The sequence below is a fragment of the Wenyingzhuangia aestuarii genome (assembly GCF_011927765.1).
Taxonomy (GTDB): Bacteria; Bacteroidota; Bacteroidia; order Flavobacteriales; family Flavobacteriaceae; genus Wenyingzhuangia; species Wenyingzhuangia aestuarii.
Window position 1 is genome coordinate 82432 of sequence record NZ_JAATJG010000012.1, and the last position, 26867, is coordinate 109298.

Genomic DNA, 26867 nt, shown 5'->3' on the forward strand with positions numbered 1-26867 from the left:
GTATTAAAATCATCAAAAGTTTATTTATTATATTAATCTTCAATGGCAGGCATTCTTTCACCTGTTTTATAATTTAATCTTTTTCCATAATACTGGTAATGATCAAAAACTTCTCCATTCCCTAACGTTCTAGGGTCTCCTTGTGCGATCAATTCTTTTTCCATTTGAGCACGTAATTCTTTGCATGTGTTTCTATAAGCAGGAAGCGTAGCTAAGTTCACCATGCAATGAGGGTCTTTCTGAATATTATACAATTCTTCTTCGGGTCTTTTGGCAAAACTCATTTCAAAAAAACGATAATCTTTGTCGTATGGATCTATATTCATTAAAAACGTTTTTGTTGGCGAACCATCTACATTTCTAAAACCATACTCAGGATTCCCCACTGGCCATCTTTCTGGTTGAATGTTATGAGCATATAAATATGTTTTGGTTCTAATAGCTCTTACAGGGTACGACAAGTCTGTTCCATCTTCGTTAGAACGACCAATATCGTGTCTTTCTTTTCCTAAAAGGGTATGATCTCTAGTAGCATCTATTTGTCCTGATTTTTTTGAAAATAAAATATCTACAAAACTCTTACCTGTCATTTGCTCATCAGGTTTAAAACCTGCTATCTCCATAAATGTTGGAGCAATATCTGGAAAGCTTACAAAATCTTCCACTCTTCTACCTTTGATGATTTTTCCTTTCCAATAAGCAATTAATGGTACGTGAAAACCTTCTTCGTAAATTTGTCCTTTTACTCTAGGGAACGGCATTCCATGATCTGAACTAATCACCACTAATGTGTTTTCTAACAATCCTCTTTTTTCTAAAGATTTGATGGCTTTTCCTACATGAGAGTCAAACCACTCAACTTCTACAGCATAATCTAAAATATCTCCTCTTACCGTTACGTTGTCTGGATAAAAAGGTGGTACTTTAGCATCTGTTAATTTCTTTCCTTCTTTTTTCCATGAATCTAATTCGTAAAAACGATGTGGTTCTTTGGTTCCTAACCAAAAACAAAAAGCTTCATTTTTTTTCTTCTCTGATAAAAAAGCTTCAAAATTTGCAGCATAATCAACATTACTAATCCCTTTGTGGGGTGGTTTTAGTTTGTGTTTATTGTACTCTGGTCCTGCAGGATTGTATTTAGTAGCATAACTCCCTGGTCCCCATCCTTTTCCTGTAAAACCAACTTTGTAACCTTTTTCCATTAACAAATGTGGATAAAACTTAAACTCTGATGGAAACATTGGCCAATGATTGGTAGCAGCTTTTAATTGCCAACTATACTTACCTGTAACAATACAGGCTCTTGCAGGTGCACATTTAGGATTGCAATTGTATGCGTTTTCAAAAGTCAATCCTCCTTTTGCCAACTTATCTATAGCAGGTGTGTTTATAAACGAATCTCCATATGTACCAAAACTTTTTGCCGAAGCATCATCTGCAATACAAAATAAAATATTGGGTTTTATAGGATTTTTTTTGGCTGCTTGTGTATAATAGCTACACAATGCAACTCCTCCTAAGAACATTATTTTTTTTAATTGATTTTTTAAATACATTTAATTTTTAATTATTGGTTTGTTACTCTAAATTTTAAGATAGTCTTTTTTCACTTTAGTTTAATAAGAACACTAAACACTATAGATATAGTGGTTCTAAAGGTTTAAATAGTGCTGTTTTATTTTTTATAAAAATCTGATAATATATTTTTAGGTCCTTTTTCATAATCCCATAAATATTCTCCAGTTTTTGCTATACATTTTTTTCCAAAGTGATGTGGTAAAACAGATACTAACGGATAGCCTTTTTTGCTTTTATACATTTCTAAATGTTCTAAAAACTTTTTTTCGGTAATAGCTCCGGTATCATTTCCTCCTATGTGATCTAGATTTACTCCTCTTCCTGGTGACGATTTGTAACAAATTTCATAATGTGTTTTTACACGTCCTTGCCAATTGTAATTATCCTTTAACCATACATCATTGGTTCTTACAACATCGGCATATTTGGCAAAAAAGATATCTGGTACATGAAACTCCATTTCTATATTTTGATCTATCAACTTAGCCGCTTTATACAACGCTTTATGAATGTCTAACATGTCTGATTTTGTATTGTAAGACATGTCTATTTTAAATTTCATGACTCCCATACTATGAAATCTAGAAATAACTTCTGTAGCATAATCAAAAATATCCGATTTTCCGTTTAACCACTGAATATCATCTTTTCTACCTGCTTTGGACCCTTGTTTAAAGTTTCCTAACAACTCTGGATATTGTTGGGCTGCCAAACTATTTTTATGAATTTTAGGAAATCCAATCCACAATCCAGGAGTAAATCCTTTTTCGTTAATCATATCCATTGTTTTTCTAAAGTTTGGAAACTTTTCTGGGTTTGGAATCCAAGAACCAAAACCTGAATTGACACTTCCATCAGGAAACATTCCCCAACCGTGATCTAAAGTCATTTTTCCTTTTGGATACCCAAATTCTATAATTTTATCTAGATAATTTTTCACAAAATCATGTGTTAGCAAATGAAAGTGTTCGTGTCTTTTAGTTGATAAATATTTTTGTTCTGACCAAGTACAATATTCTACATCTTCCCAAAACTTAGGGGTTTGTGTGTAAGGGTTAATATTTAACCTTTTCATCATCATAGTATTGTACTCTTTCCAAGCTTCATCACCACTACCAGATTCATCTACAAATACTTCTTGCCCCTCTGGAATGTTTATTGTTAAGGTTTCTTTACCATCAAAACTATACGTAGAGCTTTCAAAACCATGCATGGTCATAAATCCTACAAATTTTCCTTTAGCATCTTTAATTACAGGAGAACCAGACATACCAGATGCTTCTAATGTAAATGGGTTGTGTGTAAAAGGAGTACTTAAATAATAATACGAGTTTCCGCCTTTTTCTGCAGGGGTACTTAAACTATGATACGGACAAAACAAAGGAGCAGTAACTTTTATTTTTAGTTGCTTTCCATCTCCCTTAATAATGTTATCATGAAACAATAAACTTCCATCAATAGCAGTAAGTTTTCCCATTGCGTTTGCAGACATACCTGCTACTGCCACTGTTCCTAATCCTACTTTTTTTAAAAAATCTCTTCTATTATTCATTTCTGCATAACTTTATTTATTCAACTCTGTTAGAATATTTTTCATTTTAGCTACCATCTTAGGATTTTGCAAAGCTATGTTTTTGGTTTCTCCTATATCTTTTGACAAATCATACAATTCAAAAGGAGCTGTATGCTCTTTGTGCTTTTTAGATTTGTTATAATGAATGGATATTCCTTTGTAGTTTCCTATTCTAACAGCTTCTTTAGTCGCTTCCCAATTGGTGAATTTCCAATACAAATAATCAGCTATCTTTTGATCCTTCTTTTTTCCTAACAACGTTGGTAAAAAAGAAACTCCATCTGCTTGTTTAGGAATTGGCTGATTGGTAATAGCTGCCATGGTTGGCATTACATCCCAAAAAGAACTTGGCAAAGCTGTGGTAGTACCTCCCTTTATTTTTGAGGGCCAATAAGCAATCATTGGAGCTCTAATTCCTCCTTCGTACACATCTCTTTTCCCTCCTTTAAAATCTCCATTAGAATTCCAAAAAGCAGGATCGTGTCCTCCTTCGTGATGTGCTCCATTATCACTCGTAAAAATGATTAAGGTGTTTTTGTCTACTTTGTATTTTTTTAGAATCTTAACAATTTCACCTACCTGACTGTCTAAGTGCTGAACCATGGCAGGAAACGCTGCTACAGGATTAATAACATCTGGTGTAGGTTCTGGATCTGCATAGTACTCTCCTATCACGTTTTCAAACTGAGGTAGTTTTTTTCTCCATTTATTATGTAATTTTTTAGGAGCATGCATGGCTGCGTGTGGAATGGCTGTGGGAATGTAACAAAAGAAAGGCTGTTTGTTTTTTGCATTTTCTTTGATAAAACTAAACGCATGATCCATAATTATATCATGTACATAGGTTCCCTTTTTAATAGCTACTTCTTTACCATTGTGAACCATTTTTGTTGGATAATAAGTATGAGCTGTCACTTGTGTTTTCCATCCGTAAAACTCATCAAAACCTTGGTTTAATGGATTTCTATTGTCTTTAGAAGTTGTATCTCCTAATCCCCATTTTCCGTAAGCTCCTGTTTTATAGCCAGCATTTTTAAAAAGTTCTGGCAAATTGATCATTTCCATATCCATTCCTGGCTCTGCCTTAGAGTTCCCTGTAATAAATACATGTGCTGGGTTTTGACCTGTCATTAACACAGCTCTTGAGGGACTACAAACTGCATTACCTGAATAATGATCTGTAAATTTCATTCCCTTTTTTGCCAACTTATCTAAATTCGGAGTTTTAAACTTGGTTTGTCCATAACAACTTAAATCTCCATACCCTAAATCATCAGCTAAAATGTAAATTACATTTGGTTTTTCTTGAGCAGTAACATTTAATACTAACATTAAAAAAGCCACCAAACTTAACGTATTGAATACTATTCTATTTTTTCTCATTTTATATTAATCTACTAAGGTTTTTAATTCCTCTCTAAAGTTTTTTAGAACTTGTTTGTTTTTTGAATCTTTAGCGATATTGTTCCATTCCATTGGATCTTTTCTATGATCGTATAATTCTTCAAAACCATCTTGATATACAATGTATCTGTAGTCTTCATTTCTTAACGTGTAATTTCCTTTTCCTTTGGTAGTTAATGCAGAATGTTTCCATTCTCCTTTTGGATTTTTAATTAAATGCTCAAAACTGTTTCCATCCAAATCTGTTTTCTTTGGCAAACCACATAAGTCTATTAACGTTGGATAAACATCTATTAGAGAAACGGTTCTTAGGCTAATTCCTTGTTTTCCTTTGCTTGGATCAAAAATAATTAAAGGGGTTCTTGCAGATTCTTCCCAAAGTGTTTGTTTAGACCAATGCTCTTTTTCTCCTAAATGCCATCCATGATCTCCCATTAGCACAATAATGGTATTTTCTTTGTATTTACTCTTTTCTAAATTATCTAACAAGTGACCAACACAAGCATCAGCAAAAGCTAAACTTGCTAAATACCCTTTCACAGCAGATTTCCATTTGTTATTTCTTAAAATTTCGGCATGTAATTTTGATCCTGCCCAGTTTTGACCAATTCTTCCCGTATCTTCTAAATCCTTTTGTAAAACTTTGGGTAGTTGAATTTTATTTTCATCAAACATGTCAAAGTACTTTTTAGGAGCGTACAATGGCAAGTGAGGTCTAAAAATTCCACATGCTAAAAAGAAAGGTTTGTCGTGTTCTTTTTGTAAAAACTGAGAAGCATATTCTGCCGTTTTCCAATCATTTGTTTTTTCATCTGCAATCTCTACAGGTCCCCAATCAAAAGACCTTGTTTTACTTCCTTTTACACCTGCTCTTTTAAAGTTTATACCATGTGTAAAACGAATGTCTGGGTAAGGAGTTCCTAAACCTACTTTGTTCTCTATTTGAAAAGAACCTGGATCGCTTCCCTCTTTTGGTACTTTTGCGGTTCCTCTAGGGCTGTGAAATATTTTTCCAGAAGCAGCTGTTTTGTATCCATTTTGCGCAAAATATTGAGGTAATGTTACTGTGTTTTCAAACCCTTTCATTTTTCTAAACACTTCTACATTTCCGTAAACACCGGTTTTAAAAGGTTGGTAACCTGTTAACATACTTGTTCTAGAAGGATTACACAAGGCTGCAGAACAATACGCTTTTTGAAACACCGTTGCCTTTTTTGCCAACTTATCTATATTTGGGGTAATTGCCTGTGGATGTCCTCCAAAGGCACCTACCCAATCATTCATGTCATCTACCGTAATTAACAATACATTCGGTTTTGATTGTTGACTGTATCCTGAAATAGCAACAAGTAAAATAAGGACTTTTATTAATTTTTTATATGTTTTCATAATTTTAGTATTTCTCTAAAACGAAGAAAATAAAATATGAGTAATAAAATATATCTGTGAGTTAAATAGATGTCGCTGTAAGTACTATTTACAACAAATCCAGCTAAATATATAGCTGGATTGAGAATATTGGATTCTTAAAGTGTTTGTTTAAAACTTACTTTATTAATTGTAGCAACTCCTTTGCCATCGCTGTTCCAAGTCTTTTTTGTCCTTCGGTATTGTAATGTAAATTATCCGAATGTTTTGGATAATCACTCCAAGAAGGATCTCTAGATGTTTTTACAACCCCTGTATTTTTATCTTGATTAGCCACTTCTTCCATTGCTTTTCTTACCAAGTCTGGACCTTCTTTATATTTTCTAGACAACGGATTAACCTCACCAATAACAAAAGGCATTTGTGGTATTTCTAAAGATGTTCTGTATCCTTTTATTAAAGCTGTCAGATTTTTTTTATAACTTTTTGCTGTTATTTCTTTATTTGTATCACCTTCACCTTGCATCCAAACCATTCCAAGAACTTTGTATGGTCTTCCTTCAGCATTCAATCTTTTTAAATCGTTTTGAACATGTGTTAAATGAGCCTCATACAATTTCATGGCTTTTCGCTCGGCTCCTCTTTCTGCCAAATTTGCTTTTTCTTGACTCCAATTAGGATTCCAAGCTCCGTACAACGAAGTTCCCCCAACAGCTGTTTTAATCAATAAAAACTCTTGATTAGGAAACTTTTCTGCTAGTGTTAAACCCATCATTATTTCTGGTCCAAAATGTTTTGTAAACTTATATTTTTCAGGTTGATTGGTAGACACAAAATAAGACAACGGACGTGCTGCTACATTTGAATTGTTAGATGTGCTTAACAAAACCCTATTGGCAATTTTTTCTATTCTTTGTTGAACAGAAGCCTCTAACGCTTCATAATTTCCATGTCCTTGCATATTAGATTGTCCTGCTAACAAGACCACTTGTACTTCTTTTTTTTGAGCAAAACAAAGTGCGCAAAACAAAGAACAAATCAGAATAATTTTATTTTTATACATCTTTTAATTTTGTAGTGATATAATTTCTTTAGCAAAAGCAGTTCCTAAACGTTTTTGTCCTTCTGCGTTGTAATGTACATTGTCTGGGTTTTTAGGATAATCGCTCCACGAGGTATCTGTTGATGTTTTTATAATTCCAACATAATCATCTTCACTAGCAACGGTTTCCATGGCTGCTCTAACTCTAGCAGCTCCGTTTTTAACACCATATCTCGAGTTAATCTGTCCTATCACAAAAGGCATATTTTTAACATCAAATTCCTTTCTGTATTTCGCTATCAACTTTTTTAAAGTGATTGCATAGGTATCAGCAGAAACATCTAAAACAGCATCGTTTTCTCCTTGCATCCATGCCATTCCAATAATCTTGTAAGTTTGATCACTAGCCTCCAATGCTTTTAAATTTTTATGAATAGCTGTGATGTGCATTTTATTTAGATCTAACTTTTGCTTAAATCCTTTTTCTATTTGTTGTGCTTTTTCTGCAGACCATTCAGGATTCCATGCTCCATACAAAGCCGTTCCTCCTTGTGCTTTTTTAATCAACAAAAATTGTTGATCCGGATATGCTTCTGCCAAAGTCAATCCAATAAATAATTCTGGACCAAAACTTTTGGTATAAGGATATTTTTCACTTGGTTTAATGGTGTTGTAAGAAAGTGGCTTTGCTGCTTTTCCGTGATTGCTATACAATACTCTATCTTTAATTTTATCTATTCTTGCACGAACATCTTCATCTAATTCTTCATAATTCCCATTCCCTACCATGTTAGATTGTCCTGCAAGTAAAACTACCTGTACTTCTTTTTTTTGTGCATGACCTAAACCAAAGATTCCTAATACACAAATCACTAAAATTTTAATTCCTATTTTTTTCATGAAAATTAATTTATAGTTCAAATCTACCTATCTATTAAAATGAAAATGTAGCTATGTATACAAAAAATGTATGTATGCTTATTTTTATCATAAAAAAACCGATAAACATAGCTGCTCATCGGTTTTTATATCTTTGATTTCTAGATTATTTACTAGCATCTACAACCTCTACAAAAAACACTTCATTTGGCTTTAGTATTGGTGTATTAGTTACATTAATTCCTTTTAGTAAATCTTTGCAAACGGTTCCTTTTTTAGCTCCTTTTAAAGATATTTCTAGGTTTGCATTACTTTTACCCACATTTACGATAGATAAAATATGTTTTCCCTCTTTATTTTCAATCACTTTCCAAAGACATCCTTTTTGACCTGTAGTATTTTGTTCTTTTACTTTAACAGGAGATAATAAGTTTTTTTGAACTAATAACTCCATTGCTTGATGTTCCATTTCTTCTAAAGAATTTACCAAAATCAATGTTCCTTTACTTGCTTTTAATGTTGATTTTAAAGGTTGTCCATATTCATTTTTCTTAAAACTAACCTTATCTATAAAAACAGTTCCTCCTTTGTTTAAATAAGATTGAACAGCATCTAATTCTTCTTGTGTTACAAACTGAGTATTAGCTACCAGTACTACATCCCAATTTGTGTTTTCTTGTTTGTTAATGATGTTTTTAGTTACAAAACCAATAGATGTTCCATTAAACTCTAAATCCTCATACAACTCAAAAACATCATCCATGTGCTTGGCTTTATTAATTGCCGAAGTTTTGGAATAGAACAAACGCAATGACTTTCTTTGACGTTGCATAGCCATAATTTCTTCTGAAAAACTATTCAAATCAATCATAGTCATCGCAACTTCATTCGTTACCCTTGGTTGCTGATTGTTAGAACCTGCATATCCCTTATCATTTTGAGCTTTCTTAGAAATAGCACCATTTGCCTCTCTTGGCCAATACCATATTTGACTTGCCGTCATTCCATAAGTATGTGCCAACCAAAAACTAGCTCTTGCATAGGCAGGATCTAAATATAAATCTCTAGATCTTACCGTAGATAAATAATGTAATTCTGAATTGAAATTAATTTTGTTTGGGCTTACAGATTTCATAAAATCAAACCCCATACACAACTCTCTCCATTCAAACTTATAATCCTTTTCCCATTCTAAGTCTTTTCCCCATAATTTAGAGTGTGCTGCTCCAGAATCGTTCCCAATAATTCCACTTAAATCTGTAAGAGCTTCTAAATCTATTCCGTGAATTCTTTGGTTATCTGTCCATAAATTAGGCATAATTTTTATATGCACCTTTGCATTTGCATCATACTTTTGAGTAGTGTTTTTTATAAAAGTGTACCACTCCGTAACACGTTCCATATTAAAAAATGCCCAATCATACCATCTTGGAGTTCCTTTTAAACTAATATCAATTGGAACTTGAATTTCAACAGTTTTAAAACTCTTAAAATTTGTTTTCCAAACTGTATTTAATTCTGCTATTGTTTTATGTTTTTCTGCCAACCAAACTCTAAACTTTTCTATGGTATATTCTGAAACCCCTCCAGAAGCCCAAGGTTTTTTATTTTTAGTTTTATCTGTTTGAGTAAAAAAATGAGGTTCGTTACACATCATATATCCTAGTTCAGAAAACTTTTTACCCGCCATATAAGGCACCATTCCTCCAATTAATTTTTCTTGAACATCACGAGCTCCAGGATTGTCTATATCATAAGCCGTATAAGTATCTTCTCTCATTTTTAAACCTGGACCAAATTTTTCTTCAGCCCATTTTGGAACACTTTTATGATTCATAAAAATAAACCCTAAAGAACCATTAGGTTTGCTTTTTAATTCTTCTAATTTTCTAGAATTGATAGTACCATCTTCTTTAACTACATAAGACGGAGTTATAAAAAAACCATCTTGATTTCCATGATACTCTGTCAATTCTTTGGTTTCTGGCTTCCAAGTATAATCTGCTAAAAAAACAGGTCTATTCTTATAAGTTAATTGGTCTCCCTCTACTTCTACTTGTTCCCAATTTACTTTTGGACTAGGAGTTCTTTTTATTTTTCCTTGAGACACCAATGTTATTTCCTCAATAGCTTTATCAAGCATTTTTACTACGTCTGCTCTTTCAAAATCAGGTAAATCCTGAGCTAATTTTACTGCATTTTTTTTATAAATAGGCACCAATTCAAAAGCTTTTTTGTTTGCTTCTATATTCTGATCATCCCAATTGGCAAATTCTAAAAAAACTTCTGCAGTTCTAATTGTTGTTTTTTCTTTTAAAACATCAATTCCTTTTTTGTCTGCTTTTTTAATCAGTTTTTCTAAAGTTTTTATTTTTGCTTTTGCTTCACTTTCTAAGTTTTGAGCTTGAAACTGAAAACAAAACAACATAAAAGCTCCTAGTAGTATTTTTTTCATTTTATGTATAATTAATTGTCAATACCCAAAAATAGCATCAATTACAGTTTTGTTACAAATATCATTAATAAGTATACACCGTAAAGCACTACATATAAACAAAGAAGCACAACTTTGGTTAGTTGTGCTTCTATATATTTCTAAAATCGGATTTTTATTTAGAATACTTAAACCCTTTGTTTCTTTTTACCTTTAATGTTTTTTGAGTGGTCGCATCTACCTCAAAAGATTTAGTTACGTTTCCATTGTACTTATTTTTAGTAATTAAAACATCTTTACTGTTCTTAAGATAAAAAATAGGTTGATTTGGATACTGTGGCTTTTCTGTTGTAGTTTGTTTAATGGTATTTCCTCTTACAATTAACCCTTCTACTCTATCTGCCCAAATAATACAATTGTCAAAAGTTTCAATAGTATTGTTTTCAAAAACAATGTTTCTATCATACAATGCTGTTTGATTAAAAGTTTTTCCTAGTCTAGGAGAAATTTTTAACACTGCGTGGTCTGATGCTCCACCATAAGCACAATGTACAAAACGATTGTTTCTAATTAACACGTCTTCTACACCTCCCGATTCATACCAAAAATAGCTTTCTCCTCTTAACATGATAGAAGACATCATAGATGATAAATCGTTATTTTCTATCACAATTTTTAATGGAGTTTTAATAATAATGTTTCTTGCTCTATGATCACGAATGGTACATCCTCTCATTGTAAACACAGGATTCCATGTTTTATTTTCTAAAATGTCACCCGTTTTTAAATTGGCAGGCAATTCGTTTTTAAATGTGATGTCTGAATAATATTCGTTTACATATTTCACATCAGTTACTACATCTACTTCTCCTCTATCTGGATTTGGCGATTTGATAAACCAAACCTCATCTCCTTTGTCAGCAAACTCAAAACCAGTTTGCTCAAAATGTTTTAGTTCTACTCTAACGGTATTTTTATTGATGATTTTATTGATTTCTACATACGTTCCATGTACGTTTGTTCCGTCATCTAACATTCCTTCTAAACGGCAGTTTTCTATTAAAATATCTCCTTTACAATTGGCAAAGTGAGTCGCATCTGCAATGGTAGAAATGGCTCTATCTGAACCTTCTTTGATATAAATTCCTGAGTTTAAAATTTTAACTCCATCAACTCTTTCAAACAAAAACCCCATTCCTAAAGCATGATGAATTGTAACTCCATCAAAAACTGCATTGCTAGAGTTTTTGGTTTGAAACGCAGGAGCATATCTATTTTGCTCGTGTGGTCCTTTAGAGTGAAACACAGAACCTACTCTTGGAAAATGTTTGATGTTTTCATCGTATATACGTAAAATTCCATTGGCTTTTTTCTCTACTTTATTAGCTCTTAATGACATGTCAAAAGCACCATAAGCAACCTGTTTTGTGTCTTTATCAAAAGCTAAAGTACTCCCTAATTCAAAAAAGTGAAATCCATCAATATTAGGAAATGTAATTTTTCCTCTTGATAATTTCCAAGAATATCCTTTGGTGTAAGGTTTCATTTCAAACCAGTGTTCTTTTGCATTAACAGCCGTAACATCACCCTGAAAACTAAAAGGAATATCCCAATCAATAGTAATGTTTTTAACCGAAATATTATTACAGTTAATAAACTGAAATGGAGCTGTATGTCCATGGAAAATAAACTCGGCACCGTTCCCTTCTATTTCTACTGAATTTAAATCTTGAAACAAGAAAATTATTTTCTTTAACCCATTTCCGTGATTGGTTACAAAAGAAAATTGTTCTTTGGCATAATCTGGTAAAAATTTGTACACTCCTTTTTCAAAAACAAGCTTAATATCTTTGTCATTTGCATTTTCAATGGCATTTCTCACTACCGTTGTCATGTCTTTTTCTGTATTCTTTATATTTATGATTTGTTTTGCAAACGCAGTTGAAAACATTGATATACATAAGAATGTAAACACCATTATTTTTAGATAACCTAACTTCATATCTTTCTATTTTATAATCTCTCTTTGTATTTTTTATGAAACGACTTTAATTTTCTTTTTTCTTTTTTTGTATTTTCTTGATTGCTTAAAAACCAATAGGCTCTTCTGGCAATTAAAAAGTTTTCTGATTTTAAAAGCTGTATTAATTCCTGTTTTAATACTGATGAGCTGTAATTATTTTGCTGAGCAATGGATAAAAACATTTCTACTTCTTGGTAATTAAACGTACTTATTTGAGTACTTAGTTGCGTAAAAAAATTAGTAGATCCCTCTCTCCCTAAAGAAGAAACAGAGTTTAAACAGGCTACTCTTTTTTGATAGTCTCCTTTATCAAAAACACGACTAATCATTTGGTAATACTTAGTATTGTCTGTAGTATTTTCTATATAATCTAAACCCGTTCTTAGTAAATTATAATCACCTTTTTTTAATTCTTCTACAACAGCATTTACGGTAATAGAATCGTAGACTCTTCTTTTTGATAAATATTCCAAAGCAAATTCTTTAGCTTTTAAAGTATCTGACTTTAAATAAACAGCTATCATTTTTTGATTGGAAATTCCTTTTGCATTAATATTTCTTATACTAGAAACCAACTCTCCATTTGCCCAGTGCCATAAGGTAAAACAAGTCCAAACAGCTCCTACAACTGTTTCAGATTCATTTACAGTAGAGGTAGCTCCAGAAATAGCATCCACATCTTCAGAACCATGTTCTATTACATCTCCTATTACCAGTTCTTCTTTAAAAACATCTTTTAGTTGAGATTTTTTGTTCCTTAAAATCTCTTCTAGTTTTTGATAATCTTTTTTGGTAAAACGTTTTCCTTCTGCCTTTTCTAATTCATCTCCTTCTTTAAATTCAATTCGTTGGTATTGTCCAAATTCATCCCAAAACATTCGTAAAATAATCACTTCACAGATGTCTTCTCCACAAACCACAGAATCTACATCAGAATAAAAATATTTTTTATGAATAGAATCTGCAGGAACTTCTACTACAATACATTCAATGGGCTTTTTTTTATCTATAGCAGGATGAATAATGGCTACTTTGTGCTGAATTCCATTAGTAACAGGCACAAAAGAAAACAACATCCACACCAGTACTGGCAAAACAAAAAACAATACAGAAACAGAGCTAATGGTCACATTAACTTTATTTTTTGTTTTAAAAATGTTTCTAATTTTTAGCATGTGTTGTTTTATACTTCGTAAGCGCGTACTTCAAACAATTTAACCGTTGAATGTCCATACGTTTCTTTTAAATTAATTCTGATAGCCGTAGTTTTTACTTGATCGAAATTGAACTTAATTAAACGTGCTATATTTCTATCTTTTTCACCCACTTTAACCCAAGAACCATTAATTCTAACTTCTAGATCTAAAACTTTTAATAACTCTGGCGGAACCGTAGTTATAAAACTCTTTTTTAAAAACTCTGAAAGAGGCTGCTTACGCATGGTGATATTTTTATGCAAATTTGTATCGCACTTAATTTCTACCTTAGATAATTTAATAGGATTATTCCATTCCATTTGAAAAGTAGCTGGAACACTTTCAGATTGCCAGTGATTAATTTCACCATCAATATCTCTAGAAATTCCATTAATCACATTTTTAGCATCTCCTGATTTTGTTGAAGAGCCAAAAATTGCACTTGCTTTTTTAGCTAAATCTTTTGAATCTTTAGCTACTACTTTTGGAATGTAAACATCATCTCGCATTAACATTTCTTGTAATTGCTTAATATGTTTGTTCTTTACCTCTCTAGGAGTAATTCCTTTATTTACACAAATAGTTGCTGCAGTTCCAACAGCTTGTCCCATTAACGCACAAGTACCCTGAATTCTTGTTGATGATAATGCAATGTGTGTTAAACTTGCATTACGTCCTGCAAACATTAAATTGCTTATATTTTTAGAATACAAAGAGCTGAAAGGTACTTGATATACGGTTTTAAATTTCTCGTGAAAAAAACTTGGTCTTTCTTTAATATCTAAAATCCCTCCCGGATTATGTTCATCTAAAGACCAACCTCCGTAACCTATCGCATCTTCAAAATGCCTGTGTTTTGTTAAATCCGTTTCAGACAAGATATGATCACCTATAAAACGACGAGACTCTCTACGTCCTGGAAGTGACCCAACCCAATCCAAGGCATAATTTTCTGATTCTGGAAATTTACCTGAGTTTTTAATATAATCCCAAACTCCATGTAAATATCCCATTAAATCATGTCTATTATCTTCTTGAACATCAATAATATCATGATTACTACCCAACTCTACCCACCAATAACCATCTAAAAAGTTATTAATTTTTCTTTCGTGATGAGCATTATCTCCATCGTATTTTATTGCAAAAGTAGGAGGTGTGTATGGCATTGGTTTTCCGTAATCTCTACCTTGTAATAAAATAGAAGCTCCCATTTGCCAACCATCTGCTTTATCTGGAGCATAGCTTTCATTAAATTCTGCTTTTCCCTCACGTCCAGTTCTGTACAATGCACCTGCTTTAGCAGCCATTAATCCATCACCTGAACAATCTATAAATACATCTGCTTTAAGCGTAAATTCAGTTTCGGTTGTTAATTGCCAACAACGAGTTGAAACAATTTTAGTTCCATCCATTTCTGCACCTATAGCCTGTGTATTTAACATTACCGTTAAATTAGGCTCTCTAACCACATAATCATACACAATATGATCCCAAACAGGATAAGACTCCTGTGGATTGTACAATCTGTTTTCCAACAACATTTCTTCTACAATACCTGTTTCACGTTCTGCTAATCCTGTAGACAAACGGTTAACTCCATTTAATGTTACACGAATTTCGCTTGAAGCATTTCCTCCTAAAACAGGACGGTCATTAACCAAAACTGTTTTGGCTCCATTTCTAGCAGAAGCCACCGCAGCAGAAATACCAGCAATACCAGCTCCAACAACAACCACGTCATAGGTTACTGTTTTTTTTCTATTTGGGTTCGGAACTTTTTTACCTGTTCCTAGTTGATGCCATTGCTCATCATCTCCGTTTCCTTTGTTAATTTCTTCTGCTACCCCATCTAATGACTTACATGAAGCCGCTAAAGGTAGTATACTTGATGCAACAGCCACACCTGCAACATTTCTAATAAAATTTCTTCTTTTCATGTCTAATAATATTATAAATCTACACCTGTCCCTTGTAATGAATTATCGTGATCCCACATAATTAACCAAGGATCCCTAGTATCTAACTGAAACTTTTTCAACTTGGATTTCATGTGTTTTAATATGTCTTGATATTCTTTTTTATCTGCTAAATTGTGTACTTCTCCTGGATCTTTCTCCAAATCAAACAATTCAAATTCTGCATGTCTTAAATATTCCTCTACGGTTTTATTTCCGTACATTTTTGCTTTATTTCTGTACACACTTTGCCAAGTAGATGATGCCCATAAGTCTGAAGCAAATGGATAATCTAATTGCCAAGCAATGTTCCATATTAATTTATAGTTCTTTTCTATAGCAACCTTCATTGGGTAGTACATGGTAATTTCATGAAAAGTATGCGATGCATATACATCATCCCAGCCTTTTGGGTTTTCTTGCTCTATAACTGCATCAAAAGATTTTCCGTGAAATTCTTTTGCATCATAAGAAACATTAGCCATATCTAAAATAGTAGGAGTTAAATCTACCCAAGAAATTTTGGCATTGTTTACCCCTCCTTTATTTCCTTTTTTAGTAGGATCTTTAATAATACAAGGTAACTGAATTCCTGGTTCATAAACCGTTGTTTTTGCTCCTGGAAAAGCCATACCGTTGTCTGATATATACAAAACAATTGTATTGTCTATCTTTCCTGCTTCTTTTAAATGCTTCATTAATCTACCAAAACCTTGATCTATTCTAGAAATACTTTGGTAGTACTGTGCAATTTCTTCTCTAGATTCTTTTGTGTCAGGTAAAAAATCTGGCACAACTACATCTTTAGGATCATAAACCATTTGAATTTCTCCCGGATAAGGTTCTTTTTTATTTCCAAACGTATTGGGTAAATTCCAAGGTTCTGAAACAAATGGATGCCCTCTATGTGGATCGTCTGTACAGAAATACAAGAAAAATGGTTTTTCTGATTTGATCACATCTACACAAGCATCTGCCATTTCTAAAGTACTTCTTGGATCTGCTTCTAACACCGTGTTAAAATGATATACAGATTCTGGAGCTACGTGATATTTACCAATTCTTGCAGTTTCGTAACCACCTGCTTCTAACAAAACAGGTAATGATTTTACATTGTCGTAAGTACTAAAGTGATGATAATCGTGCACATGACCATAAGATCCTGTAGCATGCCCAAATTTACCTGTTAAAATTACCGATCTACTAGCTGCACAACTAGCACTTGTACAATAAGCATTGTTAAAACGAACCCCTTCCGATGCCATTCTATCTAAATTTGGAGTTTGAATTACCGAATTTCCATAGCATCCTAAAGCATCTTTTCCATGATCATCGGCCACAAACAAAACAATGTTTGGTTTGCTGCTTTTAACCACTGCTGTTTCCTTTTTTGATGTACATGAACTAACCAACAAAGTTATGGTACACAATAATAGTCCTAAATTGAATTTTATTTTCATATAACTGATTGTAATAATACTGTAAAACTAAAGCTATCTTGTTTTTTTTGTGTTCATGTCCGTTTACATAAAGTCTCTATGAGTACATCTATGAACAAACGAGTACATTCTTAACTTTATTTAATGATTAATTGACGATTAACTGTTTGATAACAGTACTATTAATTTGTAAAATTTTAAGATAATAAATACCTTTTGCTAGATTAGAAATAGTTTCTCTATGTTGTAAAGCATCTATTTTAATGGTTTTTATTTTTCTTCCAATTGCATTGTAAACTTCTACTTTACTATTCTTAGGCAGGTTAAATTCTATAAAGTTTGATGCAGGATTAGGAGTAAACAACACCTCTGTTTCTGTTGATGGTTGTTCTGTACTTAAATCCCCTTCATTTTTCACAATTTTAAAATCATCTATATAAAACGCTCCTTTTCCTCCTCCTAATTCCGGTTGATTGTTTACCAAAAACCTAAACTCAGAATTAACAGCATTGGTACTCAAAACCATTTCTTGCGATAAGGTGACCCACTCTTTTTTTGCAACAGATGAAATATCCCATTTTAGAGAAACCCAAGGATTTAATACCTGTGTATAAAAATTAGAAATGGTTGTATTTTCATCAACCCAAACCTGCAAGCTAACATTATAAACACCCTTATCTGTAGTTAAATTTTCACTTTCTATGGTAGATATTTGACTTAGAAAAGGAAGACTTATTGCTTCCTCTGGAGCATCAACCAACAATTGCAAATTATCTAAATACATAGTTCCAGTTCCATAACTAGATTGCATTAACACTCTAATATTGGTGTTTACAAAATTATGAGGTGTTGTAAATTGTGTTACCACTTCTACCCATTGGTTTTTAGCTATCGTAGACAAATCAAACTCGGTATTTACTTCATTTTCGCCATCTGTTCTAAAATTAATTTTAACAGCTGTTATGTTAGATTCTGTTTCTAACCAAACCATAGTTTTTAGCGTATAAGTACCCGCTTCTACATCAATTAACATGTCATCAATAGTAGTACTTCCAAAAGCTTTTTTTGAACCTGAAAAAGTAGTGTTATTTGTATACTTTAAACTATGTATTGAACTATTAGCTCCTTTATTTGTACTTATAGAAAAGTTTTCAGGTTGTTGCATCCACCAACCATCATCACCCGATGTTACCTCAAAGCCATAATAATCTGTATTTAAAATATTTACTTTTTCTTGTGCTGTACTTGTTATTGTTGACATTGTAACCATCAACAAAACAACTAATTTTAATTTCTGTTTCATGATAGAATTAATTTAAAGGGGAACTTAATTGAATGTCTATAAAACGGAAACCTCCACAAGGGATTTCTACGGTTACAGCATCTTTATTTGCCAAATTATAACTAGTATGATCTAAAATATCTTGCATAGAAGTAGGGTTCGCTTTTTGAAACTTTACCACTGCAGTTCTATCCTTTGGATTTAAATAACCTCCATCAATAATTGTTAATCTTAAATTGGTTGGTGAGGTTTGTGCCACAGTCCATGCAACATCTCCAGAAACCGTTAATGGCAACTCTTTTGCACCTTCTTTTATTTCGTTTTCTATAGTTGTATAATATTCATCAGCATTAAATGTTTGAGTTCCATCTGCTGAATAGTAATACCTTCCATCTGTATAATATTCCTTTAAAACATCTTTATAAATTGGGTGTAAATTATTTTTTAACAATCCTCTAGAAGCGCTTACATCTGTATGAGCACCTGCTTGCGGAGGAGTAATTAACACCAATCCGTTAGGGTAATTTGGCAAATAATTTTGTCTTCTATCCTTTACATTTCCTGCATAGGTAGAAAAATCCCAAGGAGTATTTTTTGCTGCCATCCAATTGGCATTTTGTCTGCTAAACACAAAAGGATTGTTGTTAATAAAAGCTTCATCATAATGAGTTGCCCATTTTAAACTACTTCCTTCTACCAAAAAGTCTTCATCTGGCTCCAACATACTAATATGTACTGGCGAAACACTTAGTAATTCATTTGGCTTAGGTACAAACAAAGCTCCTTTAGCTACTAGTTCCCAAACAATACTCATATAATCTGGATCTACAGCAAAATTATTAATGTACGTTGCTCCATTAGACATGTGATAAATTAAATGACGTAAAAAATGATTCGGCAATCTTTGATGACAAAATTGTCTAGATCTATCGTAACTAGGATTGTCTGGAACTGTTCTTGTTCCCCAATTGTTTACCGCTCCACTTGCCCAAATACCAACTCTACTGGCTACACTAATATCCATAGCCTTATCCGTAGTTTCTTCCATAGAAGGCACAAAAACATCGGCATATGCTCCGGATAACAAACCACTCCACATTGGCAAATACACATTGGCTTGCCAAAAATTGTGTTTGGTTCTTACAAAAATATTTGCGTTTTTAGTTTTTGCATAATCGGCTAAAGGATAAAACAAATCATTCATTACCCATTCAAAATCTGCAGAATGATCTTCTAATTCAGGATAAATTAATACTGTTTTTTTACCATTTGCATAATCTAATATTTGCTTAGTAGTTTCTAACTGAAACATGTAAGGATCATTTCCGTGACCTCCCCAATACGCAATTCCTTTATCTCCATTTGGAGTTTCATCATACCAAGCTGTAATATGATCTATAGCTCCTTGTTGGGTTAAGGTATAATCTCTACGACTATCTCTTTTGTTCATGTACTTGGTATTCCCCATACTAGAACGATCCCAGTTTTCTGCTTGCCCCATATGACTACCTCCTAAAAACACAGGCGATTCATAATTGTTTCTAATATTATTGGCCGTAGTTTTAGCAATACCTTCGCTTGTATTTTCTGTCATTAACAATACTTCTCTGGCTTCTCTTTGTGTAGATGGTTTTGTATAAGATGCCAAGTTGGTTCTAATAGCAGCCGTATTGTCTAATATTTGTTTAATTTTTCCTGTAGGAATTAATTCTTGATAGGCAGTTTTCCAATCTGGATTACCTGTATCCATAATATGAATTTGACTACCTCCACTCTGAGAACTCGCAAAAATTATTTGATTGGAGTTTGGCTTTTTCCACATATCGTAATACGAATACTTAGTTTCTAACTTTTCTTCGCTTGTAGCCTCTAAATCTTTATTTACCAATACAATTTTATTTCCCACTAAAAAGAAATACTTTTCAGTAGCCACATCCGTAATTAATTCTGGTTGTACCACAGAGTATCCAAAACCTAATTTGGTTAATTTGTATTGATCTGTAGTATCATCTATTAAATTTAAACGAGATACATTGGCACTATTTTGATGATTAGATGCTCCTAATAAAATTTCAGAATTCCCATCGTTATCAAAATCTGAGAATCTTAATTCTCCTATAGGGCTTGTAGCTTCTGTTTCTACTCTTTTAATAGGATTATCTTCTAAAACATCAAACACATAAATTGCACCTCTATCTTGTGATGGATTGTTACTTGCATGCATGATTAAATAATCATTAGTAGCATCTTTTTTTAGAGGTCTTAAAAAGTTTGCATAATGTACATTATCTTTTGCAGTGGTGGTTCCCCAAGTTTTTTCTTGCGAATAATCTGCAGATTTTAATTCTTTAACCAATGCACCTGTGCTTGATAGGTAATAACAATTTAAATCTAAGCTACCACAAACAACATAAGAAACTCCGTTTTTTTGAACCACAGCAACAGAATACATAGGCACTTCATTTTTTTGATAATGCCACAACTCTATTCCATTTGCATCTATACAATAAATAGTTCCATCTGCATTGGCTACCAAAACTTCGTCATTCCCATCACCTGTAAGGTCTGCACACCACATGTCGTGCACCATAAATCCTGATAGTAGATTTTTCCAAAGAATGACTCCATCAAAACCAACAGCCATTACAATTCCTTCGTATGAACTTGCTATAATTGTAGTTCCATTTTGGTAGGTAGCTGTTCTAACTTTATGAATGGTATGATTGGTTTCTATACTATAAATAGCTCCTAGCTCATTTGCAATAGCATTATTAGGGACACTATATTTTAAAGACTCTAAACCTTGAGCAGATTTGCTTGAAGTAAAACTCCATAAATTGGTTTCGCTTGTTTTCCAACTAGCAGATTGTTCTTCAAAATTGTATGTTTTTTGAGAAAACATAAGAGTATTACTTGCAAACAGCAATACTATTAAAAAGTAGTTTTTTAAATCCATAAAAAAATGTTGTTACTAATTATTCAGCATCTAAAGATACCTGCTAACTAGCAACAACATGATTTTGTACGTATATATAATGTGCTTTTTAGTACAAAAAACACTTATCTAACTTATTCTTATTTAAGTGGTTTGCTCAACTCAACATCAATAAATCTAAATCCTCCTAAAGGAATTTCTATTTGACTCGCTGAATTTGAAACCTTAAATTTTTCTAAACTTAACACATCTGTAAGCCCAACTGGTTTTATAGTATTAAACTGTACTACGGCTGTACTCTTTTTAGGGTTAATATAACCATTGTCTATTAACGTTAACCTTAAATGCGTTGGTGAAGTTTGAGCTACTACCCAAGCCACATCTCCAGAGACGGTAATTGGAATTTTTTTAGCTCCTTCTTTAATAGCTGTTTCTACTACTTTGTAATATTCATCTGCCTTATAAGTTTGTTTTCCATCAGCAGAATAATAATTACGACCATCGGTAATAAACTCTTTTAAAATATTTTTATAAACAGGATGTAAATTGTCTTTTAACAAACCTCTTGGAGCATCTGTGTTAGCAAACACACCTTGTTGAGGCGGAGTAATTAATACTAAACCATTATGATAAGGAGCTAAAAAGTTTACTCGTCTTTCTTTTACCCCTGCTGCATATCTAGAAAAATCCCAATTGGTAACTTGTGCTCCTGGCCAAGAACCATTCATTCTACTAAACACAAAAGGATTTTTTTTCTCAAACTCTTCATCGTAAAAAGTGGTCCATTTCACATTAGCTCCATCGTTTAAAAAGTGATGATCTGGTTTTTTCATACTAACATGAACTGGCGATAAACTTAAAATTTGATTACGCTTAGGCACATACAAAGCTCCTTTAGCTATTAACTCCCAATAGATACTCATATAATCTTGATCTATTGAAAAGTTGTTAATAAACTGAGCTCCGTTAGAAGTATGGAAAATTAACATTCTTAAAAAATGACTTGGCAGTCTTTGGTAACCTAACTGACGAGCTCTGTCTATAGAAACATTGTCTGGAACAGCACGAGTTCCCCAACCGTTTACAACACCACTTGTCCACATTCCCATTCTACCTGCCAAACTAAACTCCATAGTTTTATCGGTAGTTTCTTCCATAGAAGGAACAAATACATCGGCAAATTCTCCAGACATTAATCTAGACCACTCACTTAAATAATTAGATCCTAACCAAAACACATTTTTATTTCTTAAAAACACGTTAGTATTTTTACCTTTTGCATAAGTAGCTAAGGGATACATTAAATGATTGGTTAAAAAACTTAAATTTTCTGGATTATGATCTTCTACTTCCGGATAAATTAACACTGTCTTTTTTCCATCTGCTTTGTCTATTACTTTTTTTGTAGTTTCTAAACTAAACATAAAAGGATCGTTACCATGTCCCGCCCAATAAGCAACTCCAGGCTCTCCATTGTATTCTTTTGTTATAGTTTCTACGGCTTGTTGCTGTGTTAACGTATATTTTTTTCTTCTATCTCTTGCTTTTTTATACTTCGCGTTTTCAAAACTAGATCTATCAAATTTTTCTACATTTCTTAAAAATATAGAGTTTAAAAAGATTGGGTTTTGATACTTTTTATCAATCTTATTTTTTAGACTTACTAAATTATCTGGTACACCTTCTGTCATTAAAAACACAGATTCTGATTGGTTTTGCCATGTTGGTTTCTCAAAATCTTTTAAGTTTTTAGCCACTAAAGCTCTTTCTTCAATAATACTTTCAATTTTTCCTTTTGGACGTAAAGTAGTAAACTTCTTTTTCCAATCTTTTTGATGAACATCTATTACATGAATACAACTACCTCCACTTTGAGCACTAGCTAATAATATTTTATCGGCATTAACGTCTTTCCATAAATCATTGTAAGCATACGTTCCTTCTAGTTTTTCTTCTTTTGTAAGATTATTAGCAGTATACAGTCGTATTTGACTTCCTGCTCTACTTAAAAAAGTGTCATCATTAATTAATACTGTATGTACAATATCGTATCCAAATTTTACTTTATTGATTTGTTTAAACTGAAACATATCATTTTGTAAATCATAAGTAGACACCAACAAATCGTTTACATGTGCCGAAGCTCCCAGAATTACATCTTGATTACCATCGTTATTAACATCTGTAATTTCTACATGTCCAATAGGCCTGATTCTGATTTTTTTCTTTAAATCTTTAGTGGCTTGGATGGTTGTTTTTTTGAAAGGAATACTCTCTAAGGGATTAAAGAAATACATGGTTCCAGGCACATTCATATGATTGTTACTTCCTAAAACCAACAACACCTCTGTACCATCTGATTTTTTAATAGGTCTTATAAAATTGGCAGCACACTCATTGCTTTTAGGCATTTCCTTTTTGTACTTACTCCATGGTTTTTCTATAGAAAAAGTAGAAGAGTGAATGGTTTTTAACAATGCTCCTTTAGGAGATAAATAATAAATATTTTTATCAAAACCACCAGCAACCACATAAGATTCCTTTCCGTCTTTAAGAACCGTAACAGCATACATAGGAGCATCGTTCTTTTTAAAACTCCACAGTAATTTTCCTTTATAATCTAAACAATAAACAGAACCATCTGCATTGGCAACTACAATTTCATCTTTACCATCATTGTCTAAATCTCTACACCACAAATCGTGATTCATAAAACCAGACAACTTGTTTTCCCATAACTTTTTACCACTGTAAGAAACTCCAATTACAGTACCTTCAAAACTACTACCTACAATGTATGATTCTTGTTTATTTAAGGCTGTTCTTACCTTGGTAATTGTATAATCAGTTTCTATGCTATACAAAGCTGATTTTGTATCTACCTTTTGGGCTTTTGTTGTATACGATAGCAACAACAAAGCTATACAGAATGGAATAAAGACTCTAAATGATCTCATTTTATAAATTTTATATTGAGTTCCAAAGAAATTCATTTTTAACATATATAATGTCTTCTTTAATATATGATTTGTACTTATTTATACAAAAAACCCTTTGAGATATCTCAAAGGGTTTTTATTCTAATTTTTATTTTAGTTACTGTGCAGACACAATAGATAAATCATCTATATAAACAGCTCCAGAACCTGATTTTGGAAGGGCAAAAAAGCTAATTGACAACCAGTTCCCTTTTGAATCTTCATCAACATTTATAGTTGTTGTTAATGTGTGCCATTTGTTAACCTCTAATCCATCAAGCTTTTGAAACTCTGCAACCACCTTTGGCTTACCTGATAAAGAAATACTTAAATACCTTGGTACTTCCCCTTCTATATATACTTTTACAGATACCGTATAAGTTCCCTTTGCAATGTTAAATTTACCTGGAGATACATTTTTACCTCTAAAAGATTGCAACTTTGGTCCATTTCCCTTAACACTAGCATAATCTGGAAAATCCGCTTTCATACTCTTTTTTCCACTTGCTACTTGCTCTGTACTACTAGAGAAACCTCTTACTTGTGTCCAATTTTCTGGAGATCCGTTTTCAAAATCAAAAGAAGCTTTGTTGTAGTTTGTTTGTGCGGTTACCAATCCTGTAATTAAGATTGTAAATAGAGTTGCTAATTGTTTTTTCATTTTTAAAAATTTTGATTAGTATTTCTGCTAAACTATAAACATTAGTAAACTAACCTGTGTTTACTAATAAAAAACATGTGTTTCTGTGTTCTTTAAAAGAAAAAAAAGCCACTGAATAAACAGTGGCTTTTTAGATAAAAAAAACTATCTAAGATTACAAAACAACTTTAATAGCATCTTGTTTTCCATTTTTTGATATTTTAACAATATACACTCCACTAGCTAAACCAGAAGTAGCTACTTGCTGACCCGTGATAGAATACACTGCATCTAAATTTGCTCCTGTAACATTAATAGAACCGTTTTCTGCTTTTACAGAAGCTCCATCTATTTTAGACAAAGAAGTTGATAAAGTAGTTGTTTGAACTACTGAGACATCATCAAGATATATTTTAGCATTAATTGTTGGTAAAGTCGCAAAATTAACAGAACACCAATAATCAGCACCATCTCCTTCAGTAAAATCAAAACTTTTACTAAAAAGAGTCCAAGTACCTGGTGTAACAGAATTTAAGTTAATAGTTGCTTGCTCAAATTGACCACCATTTTTTTGAATATTTATTTTAAAAGTTCCGTCAGTTACAACATCAACATAAACATACCCCATAATAGTATAATTAACATCAGAACCTGCATCACTATCAAAGTTAAAATTTCCTTCTTTATTTGTATTTGATCTCCATGTTTGTAATTTTGGTGTAGCAACTGGAATTGTAGTTGAAAAATCTGCCAACATACTGTAAGTACCTGTACGGGCTTGTCCATTTGATTGTTCAAAACCATCTACTTGTGTCCAAGCATCTACAATATTTCCTGGAGATGAAGCTCCATTGTGAGTTCCATTACTAGTCCATTCAACACTAATAGGTTCAAAACTAAATGCATTTGCGTTAAAATTTGTTATTTGAGCTTTTGCTCCAAAAGCAAATAAAAGTACAGCTGAAATTTTAAGTAATTGTTTTTTCATAATATTTAATATATGTTAGTTAATAGTAATTCCAAAATTATTAGTTTACACAAAAAGCTATGTACTTGTCCGTAAACCATTTGTGACTGTGCGTTAAAAAACAAAAACCACTGCGTAAACAATGGCTTTATAAACAAATAATAAACTAAAAAACAAGATTACATAACTACTTTTACAGCATCTTGTTTTCCATTTTTTGATATTTTAACAATGTACACTCCACTTGCCAAACCAGATGTAGTTACTTGTTGACCTGTAATAGAATATACTGCATCTAAGTTTGCTCCTGTAACATTAATAAAACCGTTTTCTGCTTTTACAGAAGCTCCTTCTATTTTAGATAAAGAAGTTGATAAAGCCGAATCAAAAGCAACAACTACATCATCAATATATACTTGTCCGCTTGCAGGAATAGGTCCAAAACTTACAGTACTCCAGTAATCAGTACTTACATCTGTTCCTACAATAGGAAATACATACTCTAACAAAGTCCAATCTGCAGTTGTTATTTCTGTAGATAAATCCCAAACAGCAGTTTGTGTTGTTAAATCTTTTTTCTGAGAAGTAAATTTTAAAGATCCTGAAGGAGTACCTACAAATTTTACATATAAAGAAACTTTATAATTTCCCTCTCCTGTATAATCCCAGTTTCCCTCATTATTTTTATTAGACCTCCAGGTTTGTAATTTTGGTGTAACTGTTAATACATCAAAATCGGCTTTCATACTGTACACACCTGTTCTAACTTCTGTTGAACTTTGAGAAAAAGCCTCACCTCCTGCTAATGTTTGTGTCCAAGCTGTTACAATGTTACTTGGCGAAACTGCTCCAGTTCCTCCTGTGGAATTATTACCACTAGTCCATTCAGTATCTGTTGGTTCAAAACCCCATGCACTTGTGTTAAAATTTGCTACTTGAGCATTTGCACTAAAAGCTATTAAAAAAATAGTAGATACTTTAAGTAATTTTTTTTTCATAATATTTGAATGTTATTTAATTTAAAACAACAAAGTAACATCCAATAACAAACAGGCTTGTCTGTAGTAATAAACAATATGTGTGCATCAATAATAACATAGAACACCTTATGTTAACAAGTTATTAAACATCATTTATCTTTTTACTTAGTCAATAAAAAAAGCCTTAAACA

17 protein-coding genes are annotated in these 26867 nt (G+C 32.4%); all 17 read right to left on the minus strand.

Annotated elements, in window-relative coordinates; genetic code table 11:
* Positions 1 to 32: 32 nt before the first annotated feature.
* Positions 33 to 1556: a sulfatase family protein gene (locus GGR97_RS11665; protein ID WP_209272373.1), complete on the minus strand. Its 1524-nt coding sequence runs from the start codon at positions 1554 to 1556 to the stop codon at positions 33 to 35.
* A 119-nt stretch (positions 1557 to 1675) separates the two neighbouring features.
* Entirely contained in the window at positions 1676 to 3130 is a 1455-nt protein-coding gene (locus tag GGR97_RS11670; RefSeq protein ID WP_167898732.1) for an alpha-galactosidase, read from the minus strand.
* A gap of 12 nt (positions 3131 to 3142) precedes the next feature.
* Positions 3143 to 4534, minus strand: a complete 1392-nt coding sequence (locus GGR97_RS11675) for an arylsulfatase (RefSeq protein ID WP_167898703.1) — start codon at positions 4532 to 4534, stop codon at positions 3143 to 3145.
* Between the two features lie 6 nt (positions 4535 to 4540).
* Positions 4541 to 5944, minus strand: coding sequence for a sulfatase (locus GGR97_RS11680; RefSeq protein WP_167898704.1), 1404 nt, complete (start codon positions 5942 to 5944; stop codon positions 4541 to 4543).
* Positions 5945 to 6101: 157 nt separating this feature from the next.
* Positions 6102 to 6986, minus strand: a complete 885-nt coding sequence (locus GGR97_RS11685; RefSeq protein WP_167898705.1) for a sialate O-acetylesterase — start codon at positions 6984 to 6986, stop codon at positions 6102 to 6104.
* Between the two features lie 3 nt (positions 6987 to 6989).
* Entirely contained in the window at positions 6990 to 7865 is an 876-nt protein-coding gene (locus GGR97_RS11690) for a sialate O-acetylesterase (protein ID WP_167898706.1), read from the minus strand.
* Positions 7866 to 8010: 145 nt separating this feature from the next.
* Entirely contained in the window at positions 8011 to 10299 is a 2289-nt protein-coding gene (locus GGR97_RS11695) for an alpha-amylase family protein (RefSeq protein WP_167898707.1), read from the minus strand.
* 154 nt (positions 10300 to 10453) lie between these two features.
* Positions 10454 to 12280 carry a right-handed parallel beta-helix repeat-containing protein gene (locus GGR97_RS11700; RefSeq protein WP_167898708.1) on the minus strand — a complete coding sequence of 609 codons (1827 nt, stop codon included), beginning with the start codon at positions 12278 to 12280 and terminating at the stop codon, positions 10454 to 10456.
* Between the two features lie 11 nt (positions 12281 to 12291).
* The gene (locus GGR97_RS11705; RefSeq protein ID WP_167898709.1) at positions 12292 to 13476 is read right to left on the minus strand and encodes a hypothetical protein; all 1185 of its coding nucleotides are present in this window, start codon (positions 13474 to 13476) and stop codon (positions 12292 to 12294) included.
* Positions 13477 to 13484: 8 nt separating this feature from the next.
* Positions 13485 to 15437 carry an FAD-dependent oxidoreductase gene (locus tag GGR97_RS11710; protein ID WP_167898710.1) on the minus strand — a complete coding sequence of 651 codons (1953 nt, stop codon included), beginning with the start codon at positions 15435 to 15437 and terminating at the stop codon, positions 13485 to 13487.
* Positions 15438 to 15448: 11 nt separating this feature from the next.
* Entirely contained in the window at positions 15449 to 16915 is a 1467-nt protein-coding gene (locus GGR97_RS11715; RefSeq protein ID WP_167898711.1) for a sulfatase family protein, read from the minus strand.
* A gap of 127 nt (positions 16916 to 17042) precedes the next feature.
* Complete coding sequence (locus GGR97_RS11720) at positions 17043 to 18197, minus strand: T9SS type A sorting domain-containing protein (RefSeq protein ID WP_167898712.1); 1155 nt, start codon at positions 18195 to 18197, stop codon at positions 17043 to 17045.
* A gap of 7 nt (positions 18198 to 18204) precedes the next feature.
* Positions 18205 to 21132 (minus strand): outer membrane protein assembly factor BamB family protein, encoded by a 2928-nt coding sequence (locus tag GGR97_RS11725; RefSeq protein WP_167898713.1) that lies wholly within the window; start codon positions 21130 to 21132, stop codon positions 18205 to 18207.
* A gap of 119 nt (positions 21133 to 21251) precedes the next feature.
* Positions 21252 to 24068, minus strand: coding sequence for a PQQ-binding-like beta-propeller repeat protein (locus tag GGR97_RS11730; RefSeq protein ID WP_167898714.1), 2817 nt, complete (start codon positions 24066 to 24068; stop codon positions 21252 to 21254).
* Between the two features lie 139 nt (positions 24069 to 24207).
* The gene (locus GGR97_RS11735; protein WP_167898715.1) at positions 24208 to 24750 is read right to left on the minus strand and encodes a carbohydrate binding domain-containing protein; all 543 of its coding nucleotides are present in this window, start codon (positions 24748 to 24750) and stop codon (positions 24208 to 24210) included.
* 154 nt (positions 24751 to 24904) lie between these two features.
* The gene (locus GGR97_RS11740) at positions 24905 to 25717 is read right to left on the minus strand and encodes a T9SS type A sorting domain-containing protein (protein WP_167898716.1); all 813 of its coding nucleotides are present in this window, start codon (positions 25715 to 25717) and stop codon (positions 24905 to 24907) included.
* A 158-nt stretch (positions 25718 to 25875) separates the two neighbouring features.
* Positions 25876 to 26694: a T9SS type A sorting domain-containing protein gene (locus GGR97_RS11745; RefSeq protein WP_167898717.1), complete on the minus strand. Its 819-nt coding sequence runs from the start codon at positions 26692 to 26694 to the stop codon at positions 25876 to 25878.
* Positions 26695 to 26867: the final 173 nt, after the last annotated feature.